The sequence below is a fragment of the Clostridium intestinale genome, assembly GCF_035905475.1.
GTDB classification, from domain to species: domain Bacteria; phylum Bacillota; class Clostridia; order Clostridiales; family Clostridiaceae; genus Clostridium_T; species Clostridium_T intestinale.
This window is the reverse complement of the sequence record NZ_CP121166.1, coordinates 2,572,516-2,594,448: the sequence shown is the minus strand read 5'-3', so window position 1 is coordinate 2,594,448 and position 21,933 is coordinate 2,572,516. Positions and strand designations below refer to the sequence as shown.

Sequence of the window (21,933 nt, the reverse complement as noted above, 5' to 3'; positions counted from 1 at the left end):
GTATTTGCAAAATAAATTTCCATGTTGTAATATTTAAGAGATTAATAAAAAAATACCTGTTAATAATATATATAGAAAATAAGGTAAGGTGATTATATGTTTATAGATACAGCCAAAGTTTTTCTAAAATCTGGCGACGGTGGAAATGGTTCTATATCTTTTAGAAGAGAAAAGTATGTTCCTTTAGGTGGACCAGATGGAGGAGATGGTGGAGACGGCGGAGACATAACATTTGTAGTAGATACCAATATGACTACTCTTTTAGACTTTAAATATAGTAGAAAGTTTATAGCTGAAAGAGGCGTTAATGGTTCGGGTTCTAAATGTTATGGAAAAGATGGAGAGGATTTAATAATTAAGGTTCCAATGGGAACTATTATTAGAGACGTAGAAACTAATAAAATTATGGTAGACCTTTCTCATCCTGGAGATTCTTATAAAATCTGTAGGGGAGGAAAAGGTGGAAAAGGTAATGCTAAATTTGCAACACCTACAAGACAGGCGCCTAACTTTGCAGAACCTGGAATGCCAGGTGAAGAAAGATGGGTATTATTAGAGCTTAAACTTTTAGCTGATGTAGGTTTATTAGGGTTCCCTAATGTAGGAAAATCAACATTGCTTTCAATAGTTTCTAAAGCTAGACCAAAGATAGCTAACTATCATTTCACAACTTTAAAACCTAATTTAGGTGTAGTTAGTGTACCTGGAATAGAACCATTTGTTATGGCAGATATACCAGGTATAATTGAAGGAGCTTCAGAAGGTGTAGGCCTAGGAATAAAATTCTTAAGACACATAGAAAGAACAAGACTACTTATACATGTAGTAGACATATCAGGAGTTGAAGGAAGAGATCCTATGGAAGACTTCCTAAAGATAAATGAAGAACTTAAAAAGTATTCTATAAAACTTTGGGATAGACCTCAAATCGTTGTGGCAAACAAAGCAGATATGTTATACGATGAAGAAGTATATACGCAGTTTAAACAAAAACTAAATGAAATGGGATATGATAAAGTATTTAAAATGTCAGCTGCTACTAATACTGGAGTAGAAGAAGTTATAAAAGAAGCTGCAAGAATGCTTCAAAGTATTCCAGTTATGGAACTTGAAATCTCTAAAGAAGACATGTATGTACAAGAGGAAAGAAGATTTACTTATGAGATTAGAGTTGAAGAAGGCGAAGAAAACGAAGATGGTAACAAGGTAAATGTCTATGTAATAGAAGGTAGCTTCGTAGATAGACTATTAACTGCTGTTAATGTTAATGATGCAGACTCGTTAAGATATTTCCATAAAGTTCTGAAAAATAAAGGAATTTTAGATGAACTTAGAGAAATGGGAATAGAGGATGGAGATTTCGTTAGACTTAATGACTTTGAATTTGAATACTTAATGTAATAAGAAGGGATGATTTTATGATAACTAGTAAGCAAAGAGCTTATTTGAGATCTCTTGCAAATAATATAGATCCTATATTCCAAATAGGTAAAAATGGTATAGAAGAAACCTTTATAAAACAGGTTGAAGATGCCTTAGAAGCAAGAGAGTTAATAAAGATAAAAGTACTTGAAAACTCAGGATTAGAGACAAGAGAAGCCTCTGACATAATATGTGAAAAAGTAGGATGTGAAGGCGTTCAGGCTATAGGCAGTAAATTGGTACTTTACAAACAAAGTACTAAAAAACCTAAGATAGAGTTAAAGACAAAATAATGAAGAAAATTGGTATATTGGGGGGGACTTTTGATCCTCCTCATAATGGCCATATATATATCGCAGAACAAGCCTACAAAAGATTAAAGCTAGATAAAATTATTTTTATGCCTGCCGGAAGTCCTCCTCACAAAACTCATAAACAGATTACAGATGAAAATATAAGATATAAAATGGTTAAGCTTATTACAGAAGGTTATCCTTATTTTGATGTAAGTGATTACGAAATAAGCAAGGGTGGATTAAGTTATACTTATCTTACATTAAAACATTTAAATGAAGTAAATAAAGATTGTAAGTTTTACTTCATAGCTGGAGCGGATAGTTTACTTCAGCTAAATAACTGGAGAAATGTACAGGGAATATTGGATAATGCTACCTTAGTGGTGTTTGGTAGACCAGGTTTTCCTAAAGAGAAGTTATTGGAAGAGAAAAATAAAGTTGAAGAAAAATACAATCATGAGATTATATATTTGGACTTATTAGAATTAAATATATCGTCTTCTCAAATAAGAGAAGAAATAGAAAAGGGGTTGCCTGTACCTGATGAAGTATTAACAGAAGAGGTAAGGGAGTATATTGGATATATGGGATTATATAAGGAGAGATAATTATGTGGAGTAATGAAGAGATACTACAATATCTTAGAGAGAATTTAAAAGAGAGTAGATATGAACACACACTAGGTGTAGTTAAGACAGCCAAAGCATTAGCAAAAATAAATGGTGTTGAAGAAGAAAAAGCAGAACTTGCAGCTTTAATTCATGATAGTGCTAAAAATATGCACATTAATTCTATGAAGAAGATGCTAGAGGAGAATTTTGAGCAAATAGATGATATAGAAGAAAAAACACCTCAGCTTTTACATGGAAAAGTTGCAGCGATTATAGGTAGAAATATAATGGGCATTGAGGATGAAGAGGTTTTAAGTGCAGCTGCTTATCATACAACAGGTAAAAAAAATATGACGCTATTAGAAAAGATAATATATATAGCTGATTATATAGAGCCTAATAGGGTTTATCCTGGCGTTGAAGAGTTAAGAAAATTAACTTTTGAAGACTTGGATAAAGGTGTGATAGTGGGATTAAATAATACCATAAATTATATATTAAAACAAGGTGGACTTATTCATCCTAATACTATAGAGGCTAGGAATTATCTTATCATTAATGGTAAGGGGGACTTAGAATAGTATGGATAACGGTGAAGAATATAGAAACAAAAAGAAAAAAGCCTACTACGAAAAACAAAGAAAAAGACGATTGATGATTATGAGCGGTGTATTGACTGCAATAATAGCAGCAATTGTTTTTACTGTTATTTACTTTTATAATTTCTTTGGGAAATTTAGTACAGATGGGGTTTCAGTAGCTCCGAATGAAGTAAAAGCAAAAGAACCTGTTAATATACTTGTGCTTGGATTAGATATAGGAGATGTTAATCAAAAGGATAATGAAAGCATAAAGAGAACAGATACCATCATGGTGCTTCATTATGAACCTAAAAATAATTCAGCTAGTCTTATTTCAATTCCTAGAGATATGTTAATAAAGGTTAATAACAAAAATAATAAGATAAATGCTGCTTACGCTATAGGAGGAGAAAAACTCATACAAAGCCAGGTAGAAAAACTTATAGAAGCAGATATTAACTATATTGTAAAAATAGATTATGAAGGATTTAGGGCTCTGGTAGATGCTGTTGGCGGAGTTGAAATGGATATTGAAAGAAATATGTATTATGATGACGATGCTCAAGATCTTCATATTAGATTCAATAAAGGGGAAACTGTTCTTTTAGATGGAAAAAAGGCAGAAGAATTCTTTAGATGGAGAAAAAACAACGATGGAACAGGTTTTGCAAATGGAGACTTAGATAGAATAGAAAATCAGCATAAGTTCATAAATAAACTTATAGAAAAATGTACATCACCAGCTATAATTACAAACATAAAAGGAATACTAGATGTGTTGCCTGCCTATGTTAAAACTAATATGTCACCAAGTAAGATTATCTCTTATGGTTTAGGGCTTAAAGATTTAGATAAAAGCAACGTAACTACGGCTACTTTACAAGGAGATCTTAAAACTATAGGGGGAGCCTCCTATGTGGTATACAATAGAAATATGAATATTGAAACCCTTGGATTACTAAGTGGATCAGAGGCTAGTACTGGCACTATAAAGAAGAAAAACTTAAGGATAAATATCTTAAATGGAACTAGAATTACAGGATTAGCATCAAGGATGTCAGAAAGTTTGAAAACAAAAGGTTACAGTGCTATAGACACAGGTAATACTCAAGAAAGAAGCAAAACAATTATAAAAACTAATAATAAGGAAATGGGAAAGCTTATAGTAGAGGATTTAGGAACTGGAACCATTCAAGCTTTAGATGATAATCCGCAAGGATATGATGCAATAATATTAATAGGAAGCGACTATAAAGAATAGATTTATTAAGGAGCAAAAATGAGTAAGATACAAAAGACAGTACCAGCTGAGTATGATAAACGAAAAATTAGAGAATATTTAAAAGAAGATTTAGGTTTATCAACAAGGCTAATAAGAGGGGCTGCTTTAGATAAACGAATATTAGTAAATAAAAAAGCGGTAAAAATGAACTATATGGTATCAGAAGGTGAACATATAGTGGTTATATTAGATAAAGAGGAGAGCCAAAACATAGAACCAGAAAAAATGGATCTAGATATTGTATATGAAGATGAAGATATAATAGTAATCAATAAAAAGCCATATATGGTGGTGCATCCTACTAAAAGTCATTTTAATGGGACCTTATCTAATGGAGTTATGTATTACTTTAAAGAAACGGGACAAAATTCTATTGTTAGACTTGTAAGTAGACTAGATATGAATACATCGGGGCTTATAATTATTGCTAAAAATCAATTTGCACACATGCAGCTCTCTAAAGAGATGAGAGAAGAGCATTTCCAAAAAAGATATTTAGCTTTAGTTCATGGTAACTTAAAAGAAAGAGAAGGTACCATAAATAAACCTATTTATAGAGAAAGTGATGATGTAATAAAGAGAGTTGTAGACCCTAGAGGGCAGGAGAGCATAACTCACTATAAGGTTTTGGAGAGATATGAAAATGCTGACCTAGTAGAATGTCTTTTAGAAACAGGAAGGACTCATCAGATAAGAGTTCACCTAAGCTATTTAGAAAACCCTATTTATGGAGATTTTCTGTATGGAGAAGAGGAAGATGAATTAATACCAAGGCAGGCTCTTCATGCATATGGATTAGATTTTTATAGTCCAAGAACAAGAGAGAAATTAAGTCTAAGAGCAGAAATGCCTGAGGATATGAAAGAACTTATAGAAAAAATTAAAAAATAGAGCATTTGCTTTTTTGCAAATGCTCTATTTTCTCATCTTCTTATTAAATATATTAGGATATTTTGCTTTAAGTTTTTTTCTCTTAATATGATTTTTATATTTAAGAAGAAAAAGAATTCCTAAAAAACTGCCTACTGATAAAATTACAGGAAGTGAATTTTTGTTTAAAATACTTTCTTTTACTGTTGTAGTTACTGGTTTAACTTCTCTATCTTCTCCAGAAGCTAAAGGAAGAGCTATGTAATTTTCGTTGTTTACTTTTACTTCAGAATTTAAAATAACCTCTCCTCTTTTAAAAGAAGTTTTAGATAAATCTTTAGTTTCGCTTTCAACTTTAGAGTTTACATTTTTTTCTTGTCCTTTATCAGTAACGTAATAAACATCTTGAGTAGCTAATAAAGGGATTGTAGTATCCTTATCAACTTCATAACTTGAAACTTCTTGTCCTTTAGAATAAAGTTTTACTAAGCTGAAATTATTAAATCCATATTCATATAAATCTTTTGCGTTTAGAAAAAAAGAATTTTTAATATCAGAACGCATAAAAGTAGCTATTAACCTTTGACCGTCCTTTTCAGCTACAGAAGTATATGAATGTTTAGCATCTATGGTATAGCCAGTTTTACCAGTAAGAGCATAAGGATAATAATACATACTATTTTTTCTTATAAGACTATTTTTGTTATCCGCCCATTTTTTCTCACCATTTATATTAGATGGAGGAAATTCATAAACAGCAGCTTGCGAAATTTCTAAATAATGAGGTGTTTTAGCAGCTTCTCTAGTAATTAAAGCTAAATCATAAGGGGTAGTTTTATGATTTTCATCATAAAGACCAGATGGATTAGTAAAATGGGAGTTATTAGCTCCTATTTCTTTAGCTTTTTTATTCATCATTTCAGCAAAACCTTCAACTGATCCTCCTACATATTCAGCTAAAGCTACAGCGCAGTCATTACCTGAAAGTAGAAGCATGGCATGAAGTAAATCATTTACAGTAAAAACCTCTCCCTCAATCAATCCGAGTCTAGTTCCATCAACTGCTGGAGGATTTTTACCTATAGTTACTTTTGCATTTAAATCAGCATTTTCTAAAACAACTAAAGCAGTCATTACTTTTGTAGTTGATGCTGGAGCTAAAGATTCATTAGGGTTTTTTGAGTACAATAGCTTTCCGGTAGCAGCATCCATTAAAACAGCACCTTCAGAATCAACATTAGGAACTTGAGCGGCTTTTGCAGGATTTCCTAAAAAAATAGTGAAAAAAAACATTAATGCAATAAAATAAACAAATCTTTTCATTTTATCCCCCGTCGGTTAATATCATTTAAAAATAAGTATAACAAATTATTAAACATATTTCTATATTATGTTTAAATTATGTCAATAATCATAAATAAATGAAAGATCTAGTATAAAAGTTGGAGGTCTTATGAGAATTAGAAGAAAAGAAAAGATTATTGGCATAGGAATACTTGTAACTCTATTAGTAGTTATAGGAGGGTTTTATTATTACATAAATAGACCAAAGCCCTTAACTAATGAAGAGATTGAAAATATGTTTGTTGAGGAAAGTACGCAAGATAAAGAGGTTAAAACTCAAGAGAGGGTAACTCAGACTGAATCCATAGTTGTAGAAATAAAAGGGGAAGTTAAAAATCCAGAAGTATACACATTGAAAAAAGGAGCTATAATAAAAAACTTAATCGAAGAAGCTGGTGGACTTACTGAAAAAGGAGATACCTCAGCTATTAACCTTGCAAAAGAACTTCAAAACCATGAGTGTATAGTTGTTGGGAATATAGATGATAAAAGCGTTCAAGCTCAAAGTGTATCAGTATCCGGAACAGGTGGACAGAGTACTTCTAAAACAGATGGGAAGATTAACTTAAATTCTGCAACTGAAGCTGAACTAGACACTCTTCCAGGAGTAGGTAAGGTTATGGCTGGAAAGATAATTGAATATAGGGAGAAAAATGGTGGATTTAAAGATATAGAGGAGCTTAAAAATATAGATAGGGTTGGAGAAGCAACCTTCGAAAAGCTAAAGGATAAAATAAGTATTTAGAAGTAACAAATAATTAATATAAAAAATAGTAGAATATGTATAAATAGTATATTAAAATTATAACTATAATATATAAGGGGGAAGGTTTCATGGATATACTTATTAACGTTGGATTAAGCTTTCTTTTTGGAATAGTTGGAATAGCAATAATGCTTATAGGTTATATACTATTTGATAAAGTTATAAAAGCAGATTTTGATAAAGAATTAGAAAATGGTAACATAGCGGTAGCTATTGTTGTAGCAGGAGTACTTATTGCAATAGGAATAATAGTTTCTCAAGTTATAGCTTAATAAAATCAGCGTATTCTATATAAGAATGCGCTGATTTTATTAAATAAACAATAATATTATCAAGTGTAAACATTTAAATAGTGATAGAAAATTAATAATTATATAAAAATATTAAATAATTTACAAAAAGAGAAAATACCTATTGCATATAGCCTTACTATATATTATAGTTATAAACATAAACTAAATAAAACTTTTTTGTTTCTTATCGTGAGAGGTGGAGGGACTGGCCCTATGAAACCCAGCAACCAACATAAATTCCATTTAATTTATGCATGGTGCTAATTCCTGCAGCTATTTTTTAGCTGATAGATGAGAGGATAGATTTCTAGGGTTGTTATTATCGCGCGGAGTTTATTCTCTAGCGCTTTTTTTATTGCAATCGATGGCTTAAAAGTCGGCGTGGCGATATTTTTCACTTTACCTAGGTATAACAATTTGGAGGAAATAAATGATAGAAATAAAAGGCTTAAGCAAAAGTTTCCATGGAACAGAAGTATTAAAAGATATACACCTTAAAATTCAAGAAGGCGAGATTTATGGGATTATAGGACATTCAGGAGCAGGAAAATCAACTCTCCTAAGATGCATAAATGGACTAGAAACCTATGATTCAGGTAGTTTAGAAGTTATGGGGCAAGAAGTAGCTGAACTATCTCCTAAAGGATTAAGAGAATTTAGAAAAGATTTGGGGATGATATTTCAAGGATTTAATTTGTTACAAACAAAGACAGTCTTTGATAATGTTGCATTACCTTTAGAAGTATGGGGCTACAATAAGCAAGATATAAAGGAAAAAGTATATAAATTATTAGATTTAGTTGGACTTACAGAAAAAGAAAAAAGTAAGCCAGCAAGTTTAAGCGGTGGTCAAAAGCAAAGAGTAGCAATTGCTAGAGCTTTAGTTTTGGAACCAAAGATACTTTTATGTGATGAAGCAACCTCAGCACTAGATCCTAAAATGACAAAAGATATATTATCTTTACTATTAAAAATAAATAAGGAACTAGGAATAACAATAGTTGTAGTAACACATCAGATGGAAGTTGTTAAAGAAATATGTGAAAAAGTTGCTTTAATTGAAGGTGGGGTAATTAGAGCAGAAGGAAATGCAGAAGAATTATTCTTACGTCCAGGCTTAAGCCTTAAAAAGTTTTTAGGTGATGAGGAAGAAGAAACACTTCCAGAAACAGGAGTAAATATAAGATTATATTTCCCTAAAGATTTAAGTGAGAATTCAATAATAACTGCAATGGCAAGAGAATTAAATATAGACTTCTCAATTGTGTGGGGCAAACTTGAAAAGTTTAGAGATGATGTTTTAGGAAGTCTTGTTATAAACATCAAAGAAGAATATAAAGATATAGCAATAAATTATCTAAAATCTAAAGATATAATCTGGGAGGTGCTATAGGATGTGGAATGATATATTACTTAAAGCTATAAATGAAACGCTAATAATGGTTTTTGTTTCAACATTCTTTGCTGTACTCATAGGATTTATACCAGCGGTAGTATTAATTCTTACTGCACCAGATGGATTAAAGCCAAACAGTATTATATATAAAACTTTAGATGTAATAGTAAATGTCTTAAGAAGTATACCATTCATAATTTTGATGGTAGTAGTTGTTCCTATTACAAAATCAATAGTAGGAACTAGTATAGGAATCAAGGGGGCAATTGTTCCATTAACTATAGCGGCTGCACCTTTTGTAGCTAGAGTACTAGAATCTTCCTTAAGAGAAGTTGATAAGGGAGTAATAGAAGCTGCAAAATCATTTGGAGCCACAAACTCACAAATAATATTTAAAGTTATGCTAAAAGAGGCCATGCCAAGTATAATTTTAGGAATAACACTAACAATAATAAGTATAGTAGGATACTCAGCAATGGCAGGAGCTGTTGGTGGAGGTGGACTTGGAGCTGCAGCAATCCAATATGGATATAACAGATTCCGAGGAGATGTAATGTTTTATACTGTATTAATTTTAATTGTATTTGTTCAAGGATTACAGTCTTTGGGGAATTATATTTATAAAAAGAAAACAAAATAAAAAATTAGGGGGTTCTTAATATGAAAAGAAAAGGATTATTATCAATATTATTAGTAGGGGCATTAGCATTTAGTTTAACTGCATGCGGAAAAAAAGACGATAAAACTATAAAAATAGGTGTTACACCAGTACCACACGAAGAAATAGTTAATGAAATTAAACCATTAGTAGAAGCAAAAGGTTACAAACTTGAGATTATAGAATTTAATGATTACGTTACTCCAAACACTGCTTTAGCAGAAAAAGAATTAGATGCAAACTTCTTCCAACACGTACCGTATTTAGAAGAAACAAATAAGGAAAAAGGACTAGACTTAACTTGGGTAGCAAAAATTCATATAGAACCAATGGGTCTATACTCTAAAAAAGTTACAAAATTTGCTGACATAAAAGATGGAGCAAACATAGCTATACCTAATGATGCTTCAAATGGATCAAGAGCACTTAAATTATTAGCAGACAACGGATTATTCAAAGTTAAAGATGCTGAATTAATATCTCCAGCTGATATAACTGAAAATCCTAAAAATATAAAAATAACTGAATTAGATGCAGCTCAACTTCCAAGAACTCTAGATGACGCGAAAGTTGATGCAGCTGTTATAAATACAAACTATGCATTAGATGCAGGTTTAAATCCAGTAAAAGATGCTCTAGTAATAGAATCAAAAGATTCACCATATGCTAATGTTTTAGCTGTAAGAAAAGGTGATGAAGAAACTGAAAAAACTAAAATCTTAAAAGAAGCGTTAACTTCTTCAGATGTTAAGACATTTATAGAAAAGAAATATGATGGATCAATAGTTCCAGCATTTTAATAATTAGAAATACAAAAAGCTATCATGAATTTAATTTGTGCACCTTGTTGCTGTAGAGGCTGCTCCTAAAGCCTCATTAAATTCATTATTTATAAAATATAAGACTGAAGCTAGGAACCGCTTCTACCGCAACCTTACTGCTGTAGAAGCGGTTCCTAGCTCTATTATGTTTAATAAAAAGTTAAGCACTCCTAATCTGTAGGAGCCGTTTCTCAGGCTCCATTAAAATCCTTTTAACTCCTAATCTGTAGGAGCCGTTTCTCAGGCTCCATTAAAATCCTTTTAACTCCTAATCTGTAGGAGCCGTTTCTCAGGCTCCATTAAAATCCTTTTAACTCCTAATCTGTAGGAGCCGTTTCTCAGGCTCCATTAAAATCCTTTTAACTCCTAATCTGTAGGAGCCGTTTCTCAGGCTCCATTAAAATCCTTTTAACTCCTAATCTGTAGGAGCCGTTTCTCAGGCTCCATTAAAATCCTTTTAACTCCTAATCTGTAGGAGCCGTTTCTCAGGCTCCATTAAAATCCTTTTAACTCCTAATCTGTAGGAGCCGTTTCTCAGGCTCCATTAAAATCCTTTTAACTCCTAATCTGTAGGAGTCGTTTCTCAGGCTCCATTAAAATCCTTTTAACTTCTAATCTGTAGGAGTCGTTTCTCAGACTCCATTAAAATCTTTTTAAAACTTATGTTTAATATGATGCTAGTATGGTTTTATGGACACATTTTAATAATTATTTATAATAAAGTTAAGAGAGGTGTGTTCAAGTGAGAAGAAAAACTTATACAGATGATTTTAAGAAGATGGTAATCGAAGTATACAATACCGGAAAACCAATTAAAGCGATATGTGAAGAATATGGCGTGTCAACAGCTACTCTGAATAACTGGACTAATAGTGTTCAAGTGAAAGAGAAAATCTCGAAAAAGCCTATTATAGCTAAAAAGAGTAAAGCTACTGAAGAAAAGAGTAAGGAAGACTCTAAAGAGTTCGCAAAATTAAAGAAAGAAAATGAACGAATTAAAATGGAACTTGAAATATTACACCAAAGGCGGGCTTTAGCCAAAAAAGCTATCGCCATATTCTCAAAGGACCAAGAGATATAATTAAATTTATTGATAATAATCATGGAATTTATCCAGTAAGACTCATGTGTAAATTACTGAATATGCCTAAGAGTACTTACTACCAATCTCATCACCATACTCCGTCCCGGAGGGAATCGGAAAACATAATATTGAAAGAAAGAATACTACAAATTTATAATGAAAACAAATGTAGATATGGTGCTCCCAAAATACAAAAAACTCTTGAAAAGTCAGGTACTTATATAAGTATTAAACGAGTTCAGAGATTAATGAAGGAGCTAAATATTCGTTCTATAGTAATTAAAAAATTTAGACCACCGAAATCTACTAAGAAAGTATTGGAAAGAGTAAACTTACTCAAACAGGAGTTTAAAACTACCAAACTAAATGAAAAATGGGTAGGAGATATAACTTATATTCATACATTAAAGGACGGCTGATGCTACTTAGCTTCTATTATGGACTTGTATACGAGAAAGATAGTTGGCTACTCATTTTCAAAGACTATGGATTCTTCTGTAGTAATAGCTGCTTTAGATAATGCATATAAAATCCAGAAGCCAACTGAATCGCTTATTTTCCACTCTGATCTTGGAGTTCAATACACAAGTACAGAGTTTATTAATAGACTAAAAAAATATGGAATAAAAGCTTCAAATAGCAGAAAAGCATGCCCTTATGATAACGCCTGTATAGAGTCTTTTCATTCTATTTTAAAGAAAGAACAAGTTAACAATGTTCAATATTATGATTATGAAAGTGCAAAGTTAGACTTATTTATTTTCATTGAGTCTTGGTATAACCGTAAAAGAATTCATAGTTCTATTGATTACATAACTCCGCAAATGAAAGAAGATCTTTTTAGAATGACAATTTGAGACTTAAAATGTGTCCAAGATATTGACCTAGGTCCAAGTAGTTTCTTCTAAGAAAATGTAGTTAATTATTAAAAAATAAATTTTAAAAAGTGTTATTTGAGAGAAGTTAAGGTAATTCTCTATGAAAATGAGCTCTTGATAAGACGTTTAAGATGTTTGAAAAATTTGTGCAGGATATAAAAACTCTAAAGCGGGAATAAAAATAATGTCGAGAGAAATAACATAATATAATTATTAAATAATATTGATTATTAATATCAACTGTGATAGAATAAAATCATAGAAATTAAGAAACACGGAGGATTTTAATTATGAAACATGAATTACCAAAACTAAAATATGAATATAACGCGTTAGAGCCATATATAGACGAAACAACAATGACTATACACCATACTAAACATCATGCAACTTATATAAACAATTTAAATGCAGCATTAGAAAAATATCCAGATCTTCAAGAAAAATCAGTTGAGGATTTAGTTAAAGACTTAAATGCTGTACCAGAAGATATAAGAACTGCTGTAAGAAATAATGGTGGAGGTCACTATAATCATTCACTTTTCTGGCAACTTATGGGTCCTAATAAAGGTGGTAACCCAACAGGAGATTTAGGAAAAGCTATTGATGATAAATTTGGAAGCTTTGATAAATTTAAAGAGGAATTTGGCAAGGCAGCTGCTACAAGATTTGGTAGTGGATGGGCTTGGTTAATTGTAAATAAAAACAATGAGTTAGAAGTAGTATCAACAGCTAATCAAGATACTCCAGTAAGTGATGGAGCTAAGCCTGTATTAGCATTAGATGTATGGGAACATGCATATTACTTAAAATATCAAAATAGAAGACCAGATTATGTTGGATCTTGGTGGAGCGTAGTTGATTGGGATTACGCAGCAGAATTATATAAAGATGCAATAAAGTAAAGTTATTTCTTCCCCTTAAAAATGTCCCCTTTTACTACCTAAGTGAAAACTTAGGTAGTTTTTTATTTACATTAAGGTTAACTTTATTTACATAAAAAGCTTTTTATAGTATATTAAAAGAATGTTATGAAGTGGAGGTATAAATATGGACAATAACGAGGGAATTGTTAAGGAAGTTGCTAAAGAAAAAAATAGTAATAAAAAGAATGGTGAAATAGGTTTCTTTGGAAGATTAATAATATCTATAGCAGACCAAACTATAGTGGCATTTTTAGCATTTATATTATTTTTTATAGTTAGTTTAATCTTAAAAGTTATAGGATATGAGATAGTGGTTAAAATAGGAATATATTTCTTCTCATATGTTACTTCAAATATACTATATTACACAATTACAAAAAATAGCTTAGGAAGAACATTAGGAGAAAAAATATTTAATGTTCAATAAACTTACGGAGGAAAATCTAATAGATGAAAAAAGGTAGTGAAATAACCTTAACGATAGAAAAAACTGAATTCCCATCTAAAGGAATTGGATACTTAGAAGGAAAAAAGATATATTCTAAAAATTCTTTTCCAGGCCAAGTGATTAGGGGAAAAGTTACCAAAAAGAAACAAGAGTATGGAGAAATAAAACCTCTAGAGGTTGTTGAGAAGGCATCTTATGAAATTGATGCTAGATGTTCGGTATTCAATATTTGTGGAGGTTGTTCTTCACAAAATCTTAATTATGAAAAGCAATTAGAGCTTAAAAAGGAAGAAGTTAAAGAGTTGTTCCTTGATGCAGAAGTAGACATGGGAGAATTCTTAGGAATAGAAGGAAGTCCAGATCAATGGAAATACAGAAACAAAATGGAGTTTACCTTTGGTGATGAGGAAAAAGGGGGAGAACTAACCCTTGGAATGCATATAAAAGGAAAATCATTTGGAATTGTAAATGTAGATGTTTGTGAGATAGTTGATGAGGATTTTAGAGAGATTTTAAAAGCAACCGTTGAATATTTTAGAGGAAAAGACCTTCCTTATTATAGAGTAATGAAAAGAGAAGGATATCTAAGACATCTTGTAATAAGAAAAGCTTTTGAAACTGAAGAAATAATGGTTAACTTAGTTACAACAACTCAAATAGATTTTTCTTTAGATGAGTATGTTGAACTTATAAAATCATTAAATTATAAAGGAAAATTAAAATCAGTACTTCATACAGAAAATAACTCTTTTTCTGATGCAGTTATACCTGAAAAAGTTAATTTATTGTATGGAGAAGACCATATAACAGAAAATCTTTTAGGGCTTAAGTTTAAAATATCACCTTTTTCATTTTTCCAAACTAACTCTAAAGGTGCTGAGAAGTTATATTCTCTAGTAAGAGATTTTATGGGAAGTGGAGAAGATAAAGTAGTTTTTGATCTATATTGTGGTACAGGAACTATAGGTCAGATAACAGCTCCTAAAGCTAAAAAGGTTAGAGGAATAGAGCTAATCGAAGAAGCTGTAGTTGCTGCTAATGAGAATGCTAAACTAAATGGACTAGATAACTGTGAGTTTATAGCTGGAGATGTAGCTAAAGTAATAACACAGTTAAAAGATAAACCAGATATAATAATATTAGATCCTCCAAGAAGTGGAGTACATCCTGTTGCACTTAAATATGTAGTGGATTTTAAAGCTCAGGATATTATATATGTAAGTTGTAATCCTAAGACTTTAGTTGATGATTTAAAATATTTAATAAATTCTGGATATAAAGTTCAAAAGACTTTATGTATGGATATGTTTCCTAACACGCCACATGTTGAGACTATTGTTAAGTTAGCTAAGAAATAGATAATAAGCTATGTCTTATATTAAAAGTAAAAATAGTAAAAGATTTTAAAGAGCCACCAATCCATAAGGTTTGGTGGCTTTTTTGTGAAAAAATCTCCACATATTTAAGAGAATTATATACTTTTAAAACATATAATTATTAAAAAATAATAATTATTTGATATAGTTTATAATAAGTAAATATGATAAAATTTTAATATAAGATGATGAACTTTTTAGTCAACTAGGTTGGGGGAGGAGAATAATGGAGAGTTCTAAACCAAAAATATTGATAGTAGAAGAATCGGAAGGTAGTGAATCAGCTGCCTACTTATCGAAGGATTTATATGATGTCAATGAAGCAGATAATTTAGAAAGTATACTTAAATTAACTAATTTATACTCTCTAGATCTTATTTTATTGGATTTGACTATGGTGAGCTTAAATGGATATGAGCTTTTAGCGGAATTAAAGTTTATAAATCAAGTTAAAGATATACCAGTTATTTTAATAACTGAAAAAAGCGATGATAATTTATATAAAGGCTTTGAATTAGGAGCTGTAGACTATGTAGTTAAACCTATAAATCCTATACTTTTAAATGCTAGAATTAAAAATAATATAATTGTAAGACAATCACAAAACTTCCTTAGAGATAAAAATAAGTTTCTTGAAATGGAAATAGATAGACGTACTAAAGAGGTTGCTTTAATACAAGAGGTTTCAATTATGGCAATGGCGTCCTTAGCGGAGACTAGGGATAATGAAACTGGACAACACATATTAAGAACAAAGCTTTATGTTAACGAATTAGCTAATTTACTTAGTAAAGATGAAAAATATAAAAATTATTTAACTAAAGAAACTATAGATCTTATGGTTGCATCTTCTCCATTACATGATATAGGGAAGGTTGGTATTCCAGATGATATTTTGTTAAAAGCGGGACCTCTTACAAAAGAAGAGTTTGAGATTATGAAGACTCATACTATGATTGGAAAAGAAGCAATAGTAAGAGCTGAAAGGATATTAAATAAGCCGGAAACTTTCTTAAAGTTAGCTAAGGAAATTGCTCACTACCACCATGAAAAATGGAATGGTAGAGGATATCCAGAGGGATTAGCTGGTGAAAATATCCCTATTTCTGCAAGAATTATGGCAGTTGCGGACGTGTATGATGCATTAACAAGTAAGCGTGTGTATAAAGAAGCTTTTTCTCATGATGAATCGGTGGAGATAATTTTAAATGATAGTGGTATACATTTTGATCCAGGAGTAGTAGAGGCATTTGTACAATTAAAGGACAAGTTTAAAGCTATTGGAGAGAGATGTAGAGATTAAAAATGAGAAAATCCTTCTAGGGCTTAAAGGGCTTAGAAGGATTTTTATAACAATATTGAGAGGAGAATAAAAGTGAAAGTATTATATGGTACAACTAATCCAGCAAAGATTGAATATATGAAGGAAATTCTTAAAGGATTAGATATAGAGATTGTTGGATTAAAGGATGTAGATTTAAACATAGGAAATGTAGAAGAAGTAGGTAATAGTCCACTAGAAAATGCAAGGATAAAAGCTATCAATTATTCTAAATATGTTGATATGCCTGTATTCTCCTGTGACACAGGATTATATATTAATGGACTTGAAGTAAATAAACAACCTGGAGTTTATGTTAGGAGAATACAGGGAGAAGAATTAAGTGATGAAGAAATGATAACATATTATAGCCATCTTGCAGAAAGTTTAGGAGGACAAGTTGATGCTAAATATATGAATGCTATATGTTTAGTGGTAAATGGAAGTGAAATTTATGAGTATGATGGAGAAGATATAGCTTCAAGGGAATTCATAATAACTAAAGATCCTCATAATATTAGAACTAAGGGGTTTCCGCTAGACTCAATATCTATAGATATAAAAACTAAAAAATATTTTGTTGAATTAGATGAAGAGAATGATGATGAATACATAGAAACTAACACAGATGCATATAGGAGTTTTTTTAAAACATCGTTAAAAATAAAACAAAGTTATTGACAAAATAGACAAAGTGGTCTAAAATCTAACTAAAGGAGAGATTTTATGGGGAAATTTACAAAAGGAGAACAATCTAAAAATAGAATAATAGAGTGTGCTGCAAATCTCTTTATTATGAAAGGCTATAATGCAACAGGAGTTAATGATATCTTAGAATTAGCTGAATTGCCAAAGGGATCTTTTTATTTTCACTTTGCTAGTAAAAAAGCATTAGCTATTGAAGTATCAAAGTATTTTGATGAGAAAATAAATGGATGGGTAGAAAATCTTTCTAAAGAAAAAGCTTGGAAGGAATTTATAGAATCTTTACTTAACGAGATGATTAGAGGCGCAGAAGTGGATGAACATTTTGGATGTCCATTTGCCGTACTTGGGTTAGAAATAGCATTTTCAGAGCCTGATATATCAGAGTATTATTTAGATGCTATGAAAAAACTTATAGATAATTTCAAAAATATCTTTATATTTTCAGGATTAGATGCATTTAGGGCGGATGATTTAGCCAATAAAGCTTTTTCAATATATGAAGGTTACTTAGTGTATTATAGAATAAGTAAGGATATTGATGTTTTAAAAAAAATGAAGACAGATCTAAAAGAATTGTATTAATTAATAAAGATTATAAAAGCAAAATTTTATAATCTAATTTTTAAAAATGAAAATAGACAAATTAGTCTATTAATAATTGTTAAAAAAATAACTATATATTGAGGAGGAGTTTAAAATGAAAGAAGTAGTTATTGTTAGTGCAGTAAGAACAGCCATTGGAGCATATGGAAAAAGTCTTAAGGATGTTCCAGCAGTTGAGTTAGGTGCTAAAGTTATAGAGGAGGCAGTAAGAAGAGCTGGAATAAATCCAGAGGAAGTTAATGAAGTTTTTTTCGGTAACGTACTTCAAGCTGGATTAGGACAAAATCCAGCAAGACAATCTGCTATAAAAGCAGGTTTGCCTGTAGAAGTTCCAGCATTAACTATAAATAAGGTATGTGGATCAGGACTTAGATCAATAAGTCTAGGGGCTCAAGTAATTAAAGCTGGGGATGCTGAGGTCGTTGTTGTGGGTGGAATGGAAAACATGTCTCAATCACCATATTTATTAAATAATTCTAGATGGGGATATAGAATGGGTAATGGTGAGTTGATAGATGAGATGTTAAAAGATGGACTAACTGATGCTTTTAATAATTATCATATGGGTATAACTGCTGAAAATGTAGCTGAACAGTGGGATGTAACAAGAGAGGAACAGGATAGATTTTCACTTGAGTCACAATTAAAGGCAGAAAAGTCTATAAAATCTGGAGAGTTTAAAGAGGAGATAGTTCCTATAACAATAAAAACTAAAAAGGGTGATATTATTTTTGATACTGATGAATTCCCGAGATTCGGGAATACTATAGAAGCATTGAACAAACTAAAGCCTATATTTAAAGAAAATGGAACAGTTACAGCAGGAAACGCTTCTGGAATTAATGATGGTGCAGCTGCTTTGGTATTAATGAGTGCAGATAAGGCAAAAGAATTAAATATAAAACCTTTAGCCAAAATTATTTCTTATGGATCAGCTGGACTAGATCCGTCAATTATGGGATACGGGGCTTTTTATGCAACTAAGATAGCTTTAGAAAAAGCTAATCTAAGAAGTGAAGATATAGATTTAATTGAAGCAAATGAAGCATACGCATCTCAAAGTATAGCTATTTCAAAAGACCTAAACTTCGATAAAGCTAAAGTAAATGTAAATGGAGGAGCGATAGCACTAGGACATCCAATAGGTGCATCTGGAGCGAGAATAGTAGTAACTTTATTACATGCTATGAAGAAAAGGGATGCTAAAAGAGGATTAGCTACTTTATGTATAGGTGGGGGAATGGGAACAACATTAATTATAGAAAGTGTATAATTAATAGAAGAAATGTGCATATTAATAACATGCACATTTTATTATTTCAACATAAAAATTTAGCATACAATCATTCAATAAAATTGTCAAAACAATTATACATTAATTATAGGGAATATTAAGTTAAATATACGTTATCTTAAAAAAGAATAGAAAAACAGTTAAATATTAGATAAAATATTAGTAGTTATATTAATAATTTTAAAAAATAACTTGAAATAGGATAATAGTAGTGATATAATCAATATATATTCTTTAAATGGTAAGTAAATAATTGAACAACAATATTTTCGGTAAGTACTTAATTTAAATGTACTATACTATTGAAGAAATTTTATTGCTGAATTTTTACAAATATTTTAAGAAAATAAAATTTTGGAGGTACTCATCAAATGAATGGTACAGTTAAATGGTTTAATAGAGAAAAAGGATTCGGTTTTATAACTGGTGAAGATGGAAAAGATGTATTTGTACATTTTTCTCAAATAAAAATAGATGGTTATAAGACACTTGAAGAAGGTCAAGAAGTTTCTTTTGACGTTGCAGAAGGACAAAAAGGACCACAAGCAGAAAACGTAACTATAGCTAGATAGTTAAATTCAAACCTTTAAGAAATTTTTCTTAAAGGTTTTTTTATTGCAATTAATTAGTCTTTTTTACTTTATTAAGGTAAGAGAGACTTTTTTTTTATACATTCATATATTAAATTAAGAGAACTAAATTGATAAAACTAAAATAATAAAAACATTGGAGGAATTAAAATGATTAAAATTAAACATATTTTAGAAACAATATCATTATGTATAGAATTGATGTTTTTTTCAAAAGTAACTTTAAATAAAGATAAAAGTTTATTTGAAGAAGTAGAAAATTGCGGTGTTAAGATAAGATAGAAAATGAAAATGTTAATTTAGGAATAAAAAATATAATTAAATTATTTATAAGAGAAAAAAAGAATAATTAAATGTTAAAATTCATAAAAAATTATGTGTAATGTGTCAAATAAATCCTAAATATGGTATTGTATTTATATCGTACATTTAGGAGACGCTGATATATCTATAAGGCCTCTCTATGAAGGGGAGATTAGGGTGCGGTTATTAAAAACTCGGGGTAAGTTTAAAAATAAATTAACTATTCTATTAGTTTCGGTAGTTATAATGGTTTCAACATTTCTAGGTGTTTTTCAATATATTTTAATTAAAAATACCTTAGAAGATAATTTTGTGCAGAGTAGGAGATTAGTAAGAGAAAGAGTGATGAACATACTGAGTTCATCAGATAAAATGCAATCAATATTGGAAAGTCAGTTAGAAGAACAAGGAAAACCTATATTACAAATGTTAAACGAGGCTTATGTTGACAGAGGAAATGTTGACTTTAATTTAGAAGATTATCTTGATAATAGATCAGATATAGATTTATATATAATAGATGTTAATGATACAGTAATTAGAAGTACTGACAGAAATGATTTAGGGTTAAAGTTTAAACCATGGTCAGATTTTACTTTGTTTTTAGAGAAGGTTAGAGCGGAAAAAAAGTTTGTTTCTTCAAGAGTAAGCTTATCCATAAAAAAGTCTGAAATGAAGAAGTATTGCTATTTACCAAGTGAGGATGGAAAATATATATTTGAGATTGGCTTTTCCATGGAGGAAGAAAATAAAAAATTAGATGGTATGGGACTTGATAACTTTGAAGAAGCTGTTGTTAAGGATAATAAATTTATAGATAGAATAATTTTATTTGATTATCAGGGAATATCTTATAAAAAAGATGGTGATAACAATAATATTTATGTAGGAGAAAAGAATTTAGCCTACTTTGAAGAATCAATTAAATCTATGAATGTAGTAGAGATTGTAGCAGATTTTAATGGGAGAAAATCTTATTATGATTATGTACCCTATGAAATAGTTGGGGCAAAGGGTGCAAATGAAAGAAATGTTGTTCAAATTGTTTATAATGATGCGGAACTTCAAAAAAGTCTAACTAATAGTAAAATGATTGTAATAGCGGTAGTTATATTAGGAACAATTATGGTGGCGGCATTTGGTTTTGTAAGAGGAAAGAAACTCATACATCCTATAGAACAAATTATAGATAGTGTAAATGAAATTTCTAGAGGTAATTTTAATATTAAGATAAATATAAACTCTGGAGATGAAATGCAGATACTAGGAAATAATTTGGAAAAGATGTCAATAGAGATTAAAAATCTACTAGATGAACAGTATAAAGATAAAGAAAATTTGGAGAAACAAAACTTGGAAATATTATCTCAAAAAGAGGAGATAAATGCATTATATGAAGAAACAACAGCCATGAATGAAGAGCTTACCGCCTTGCTTAAGGAAAATGAGAATAGTTATTTTGAAACAGTTAGAGCCTTAGCTAATTCTATTGAAGCAAAGGATTCTTATACAGGTGGACATTGTGAAAGAGTTATGAAGTATTCTTTAGGAATAGCGGATCAATTAGAGCTAAGTGATTATGAAAAAAATAAATTAAGATTTGGTAGTATTTTGCACGATATTGGGAAAATAGGAATACCAGAAAAAATACTTAATTACTCAGGTCACTTTTCACAAGAAGACTATGAAGTTATGAAAAAGCATCCTGAAATTGGTGCAAATATTTTAAGAGAATTAAGTTTTCTTGATGAAAGTGTAAGAATAGTATATGAACATCATGAAAGAGTTGATGGAAGAGGATATCCTAGAGGATTGAAAGATGAGGAAATTGATATGTTAGCCAAAATAGTTTGTGTAGCTGATGCTTATGATGCAATGACAAGTAGTAGGCCGTATAGGAAGCAAGCTATGACAAAAGAAGCTGCTATAGATGAATTAATTAAAAACTCAGGAACTCAGTTTGATAAAACTGTAGTTGATGCATTTGTGGAATATTTAAAGAATGAAGATTTAGGAAAATAAAAAATGGCTGAGGCACTAAATAATTAGTATCTCAGCCATT

At 30.5% G+C, this 21,933-nt stretch carries 22 protein-coding genes, 1 pseudogene and 1 riboswitch; of the genes and pseudogenes, 22 read left to right on the top strand and 1 reads right to left on the bottom strand.

Translation table 11 applies throughout. The annotated features are described in order from the left end of the window. Positions 1-96 precede the first annotated feature (96 nt). Genes obgE through P8F83_RS13370 form a run of 6 tightly spaced genes read left to right on the top strand, consistent with a single transcriptional unit; the run spans position 97 to position 5,083 of the window. Positions 97-1,401 (top strand): GTPase ObgE, encoded by a 1,305-nt coding sequence (obgE, locus tag P8F83_RS13395; protein ID WP_238902711.1) that lies wholly within the window; start codon positions 97-99, stop codon positions 1,399-1,401. A 17-nt stretch (positions 1,402-1,418) separates the two neighbouring features. After that, entirely contained in the window at positions 1,419-1,715 is a 297-nt protein-coding gene (gene yhbY, locus P8F83_RS13390; protein WP_073018169.1) for a ribosome assembly RNA-binding protein YhbY, read from the top strand. Beyond that, positions 1,715-2,326, top strand: a complete 612-nt coding sequence (gene nadD / locus P8F83_RS13385) for a nicotinate-nucleotide adenylyltransferase (protein ID WP_326511545.1) — start codon at positions 1,715-1,717, stop codon at positions 2,324-2,326. Before yhbY ends, nadD begins: the two co-directional genes overlap by 1 nt. Before the next feature lie 2 nt (positions 2,327-2,328). Further along, positions 2,329-2,910 carry a bis(5'-nucleosyl)-tetraphosphatase (symmetrical) YqeK gene (yqeK, locus tag P8F83_RS13380; protein ID WP_326511544.1) on the top strand — a complete coding sequence of 194 codons (582 nt, stop codon included), beginning with the start codon at positions 2,329-2,331 and terminating at the stop codon, positions 2,908-2,910. A gap of 1 nt (position 2,911) precedes the next feature. Further along, positions 2,912-4,171 carry an LCP family protein gene (locus P8F83_RS13375; RefSeq protein WP_326511543.1) on the top strand — a complete coding sequence of 420 codons (1,260 nt, stop codon included), beginning with the start codon at positions 2,912-2,914 and terminating at the stop codon, positions 4,169-4,171. Positions 4,172-4,189: 18 nt separating this feature from the next. Further along, positions 4,190-5,083 carry an RluA family pseudouridine synthase gene (locus P8F83_RS13370; RefSeq protein WP_326511542.1) on the top strand — a complete coding sequence of 298 codons (894 nt, stop codon included), beginning with the start codon at positions 4,190-4,192 and terminating at the stop codon, positions 5,081-5,083. Between the two features lie 24 nt (positions 5,084-5,107). On the opposite strand, the gene P8F83_RS13365 is transcribed toward P8F83_RS13370, so the two are convergent. Further along, positions 5,108-6,385, bottom strand: coding sequence for a D-alanyl-D-alanine carboxypeptidase family protein (locus P8F83_RS13365; RefSeq protein ID WP_073018180.1), 1,278 nt, complete (start codon positions 6,383-6,385; stop codon positions 5,108-5,110). A 130-nt stretch (positions 6,386-6,515) separates the two neighbouring features. Between P8F83_RS13365 and P8F83_RS13360 the strand changes: the two genes are divergently transcribed. The 16 genes and pseudogenes from P8F83_RS13360 (at position 6,516) to P8F83_RS13285 (ending at position 21,893) form a co-directional block, all read left to right on the top strand. Next, a complete protein-coding gene (locus P8F83_RS13360) occupies positions 6,516-7,151 on the top strand; it encodes a ComEA family DNA-binding protein (RefSeq protein WP_326511541.1) in 636 nt (211 codons plus the stop codon). Positions 7,152-7,240: 89 nt separating this feature from the next. After that, positions 7,241-7,444, top strand: coding sequence for a DUF350 domain-containing protein (locus P8F83_RS13355; RefSeq protein WP_073018184.1), 204 nt, complete (start codon positions 7,241-7,243; stop codon positions 7,442-7,444). Positions 7,445-7,646: 202 nt separating this feature from the next. Then, positions 7,647-7,763: riboswitch (SAM riboswitch) on the top strand. Positions 7,764-7,895: 132 nt separating this feature from the next. Next, positions 7,896-8,858 (top strand): methionine ABC transporter ATP-binding protein, encoded by a 963-nt coding sequence (locus P8F83_RS13350; RefSeq protein ID WP_021800641.1) that lies wholly within the window; start codon positions 7,896-7,898, stop codon positions 8,856-8,858. 1 nt (position 8,859) lies between these two features. After that, on the top strand, positions 8,860-9,501 hold the full coding sequence (locus tag P8F83_RS13345) for a methionine ABC transporter permease (RefSeq protein ID WP_238902704.1): 642 nt from the start codon (positions 8,860-8,862) through the stop codon (positions 9,499-9,501). Between the two features lie 20 nt (positions 9,502-9,521). After that, positions 9,522-10,319 (top strand): MetQ/NlpA family ABC transporter substrate-binding protein, encoded by a 798-nt coding sequence (locus tag P8F83_RS13340; RefSeq protein ID WP_181601263.1) that lies wholly within the window; start codon positions 9,522-9,524, stop codon positions 10,317-10,319. 763 nt (positions 10,320-11,082) lie between these two features. Further along, a pseudogene (locus P8F83_RS13335) lies at positions 11,083-12,281 on the top strand (IS3 family transposase). Positions 12,282-12,592: 311 nt separating this feature from the next. Then, positions 12,593-13,207, top strand: a complete 615-nt coding sequence (locus tag P8F83_RS13330; protein ID WP_238902702.1) for a superoxide dismutase — start codon at positions 12,593-12,595, stop codon at positions 13,205-13,207. Between the two features lie 145 nt (positions 13,208-13,352). Beyond that, entirely contained in the window at positions 13,353-13,655 is a 303-nt protein-coding gene (locus tag P8F83_RS13325; protein WP_326511540.1) for a hypothetical protein, read from the top strand. Positions 13,656-13,678: 23 nt separating this feature from the next. After that, positions 13,679-15,034: a 23S rRNA (uracil(1939)-C(5))-methyltransferase RlmD gene (gene rlmD, locus P8F83_RS13320; protein WP_326511539.1), complete on the top strand. Its 1,356-nt coding sequence runs from the start codon at positions 13,679-13,681 to the stop codon at positions 15,032-15,034. Between the two features lie 244 nt (positions 15,035-15,278). Continuing rightward, entirely contained in the window at positions 15,279-16,355 is a 1,077-nt protein-coding gene (locus tag P8F83_RS13315; RefSeq protein ID WP_326511538.1) for an HD domain-containing phosphohydrolase, read from the top strand. 72 nt (positions 16,356-16,427) lie between these two features. Continuing rightward, positions 16,428-17,054 (top strand): non-canonical purine NTP pyrophosphatase, encoded by a 627-nt coding sequence (locus tag P8F83_RS13310; protein WP_326511537.1) that lies wholly within the window; start codon positions 16,428-16,430, stop codon positions 17,052-17,054. 45 nt (positions 17,055-17,099) lie between these two features. Next, positions 17,100-17,663, top strand: a complete 564-nt coding sequence (locus P8F83_RS13305) for a TetR/AcrR family transcriptional regulator (protein ID WP_326511536.1) — start codon at positions 17,100-17,102, stop codon at positions 17,661-17,663. A gap of 115 nt (positions 17,664-17,778) precedes the next feature. Continuing rightward, positions 17,779-18,957, top strand: coding sequence for an acetyl-CoA C-acetyltransferase (locus P8F83_RS13300; protein WP_326511535.1), 1,179 nt, complete (start codon positions 17,779-17,781; stop codon positions 18,955-18,957). A gap of 392 nt (positions 18,958-19,349) precedes the next feature. Continuing rightward, positions 19,350-19,550: a cold-shock protein gene (locus P8F83_RS13295; RefSeq protein ID WP_021800652.1), complete on the top strand. Its 201-nt coding sequence runs from the start codon at positions 19,350-19,352 to the stop codon at positions 19,548-19,550. Between the two features lie 168 nt (positions 19,551-19,718). Continuing rightward, a complete protein-coding gene (locus tag P8F83_RS13290; protein WP_275299520.1) occupies positions 19,719-19,850 on the top strand; it encodes a hypothetical protein in 132 nt (43 codons plus the stop codon). A 366-nt stretch (positions 19,851-20,216) separates the two neighbouring features. After that, complete coding sequence (locus P8F83_RS13285; protein WP_326511534.1) at positions 20,217-21,893, top strand: HD-GYP domain-containing protein; 1,677 nt, start codon at positions 20,217-20,219, stop codon at positions 21,891-21,893. Positions 21,894-21,933: the final 40 nt, after the last annotated feature.

Bases quoted from the DNA above. Each gene is read 5' to 3' on its own strand.
- obgE (WP_238902711.1), top strand. From the start codon at position 97: ATGTTTATAGATACAGCCAAAGTTTTTCTAAAATCTGGCGACGGTGGA.
- yhbY (WP_073018169.1), top strand. From the start codon at position 1,419: ATGATAACTAGTAAGCAAAGAGCTTATTTGAGATCTCTTGCAAATAAT.
- nadD (WP_326511545.1), top strand. From the start codon at position 1,715: ATGAAGAAAATTGGTATATTGGGGGGGACTTTTGATCCTCCTCATAAT.
- yqeK (WP_326511544.1), top strand. From the start codon at position 2,329: ATGTGGAGTAATGAAGAGATACTACAATATCTTAGAGAGAATTTAAAA.
- P8F83_RS13375 (WP_326511543.1), top strand. From the start codon at position 2,912: ATGGATAACGGTGAAGAATATAGAAACAAAAAGAAAAAAGCCTACTAC.
- P8F83_RS13370 (WP_326511542.1), top strand. From the start codon at position 4,190: ATGAGTAAGATACAAAAGACAGTACCAGCTGAGTATGATAAACGAAAA.
- P8F83_RS13365 (WP_073018180.1), bottom strand. From the start codon at position 6,385: ATGAAAAGATTTGTTTATTTTATTGCATTAATGTTTTTTTTCACTATT.
- P8F83_RS13360 (WP_326511541.1), top strand. From the start codon at position 6,516: ATGAGAATTAGAAGAAAAGAAAAGATTATTGGCATAGGAATACTTGTA.
- P8F83_RS13355 (WP_073018184.1), top strand. From the start codon at position 7,241: ATGGATATACTTATTAACGTTGGATTAAGCTTTCTTTTTGGAATAGTT.
- P8F83_RS13350 (WP_021800641.1), top strand. From the start codon at position 7,896: ATGATAGAAATAAAAGGCTTAAGCAAAAGTTTCCATGGAACAGAAGTA.
- P8F83_RS13345 (WP_238902704.1), top strand. From the start codon at position 8,860: ATGTGGAATGATATATTACTTAAAGCTATAAATGAAACGCTAATAATG.
- P8F83_RS13340 (WP_181601263.1), top strand. From the start codon at position 9,522: ATGAAAAGAAAAGGATTATTATCAATATTATTAGTAGGGGCATTAGCA.
- P8F83_RS13330 (WP_238902702.1), top strand. From the start codon at position 12,593: ATGAAACATGAATTACCAAAACTAAAATATGAATATAACGCGTTAGAG.
- P8F83_RS13325 (WP_326511540.1), top strand. From the start codon at position 13,353: ATGGACAATAACGAGGGAATTGTTAAGGAAGTTGCTAAAGAAAAAAAT.
- rlmD (WP_326511539.1), top strand. From the start codon at position 13,679: ATGAAAAAAGGTAGTGAAATAACCTTAACGATAGAAAAAACTGAATTC.
- P8F83_RS13315 (WP_326511538.1), top strand. From the start codon at position 15,279: ATGGAGAGTTCTAAACCAAAAATATTGATAGTAGAAGAATCGGAAGGT.
- P8F83_RS13305 (WP_326511536.1), top strand. From the start codon at position 17,100: ATGGGGAAATTTACAAAAGGAGAACAATCTAAAAATAGAATAATAGAG.
- P8F83_RS13300 (WP_326511535.1), top strand. From the start codon at position 17,779: ATGAAAGAAGTAGTTATTGTTAGTGCAGTAAGAACAGCCATTGGAGCA.
- P8F83_RS13295 (WP_021800652.1), top strand. From the start codon at position 19,350: ATGAATGGTACAGTTAAATGGTTTAATAGAGAAAAAGGATTCGGTTTT.
- P8F83_RS13290 (WP_275299520.1), top strand. From the start codon at position 19,719: ATGATTAAAATTAAACATATTTTAGAAACAATATCATTATGTATAGAA.
- P8F83_RS13285 (WP_326511534.1), top strand. From the start codon at position 20,217: ATGAACATACTGAGTTCATCAGATAAAATGCAATCAATATTGGAAAGT.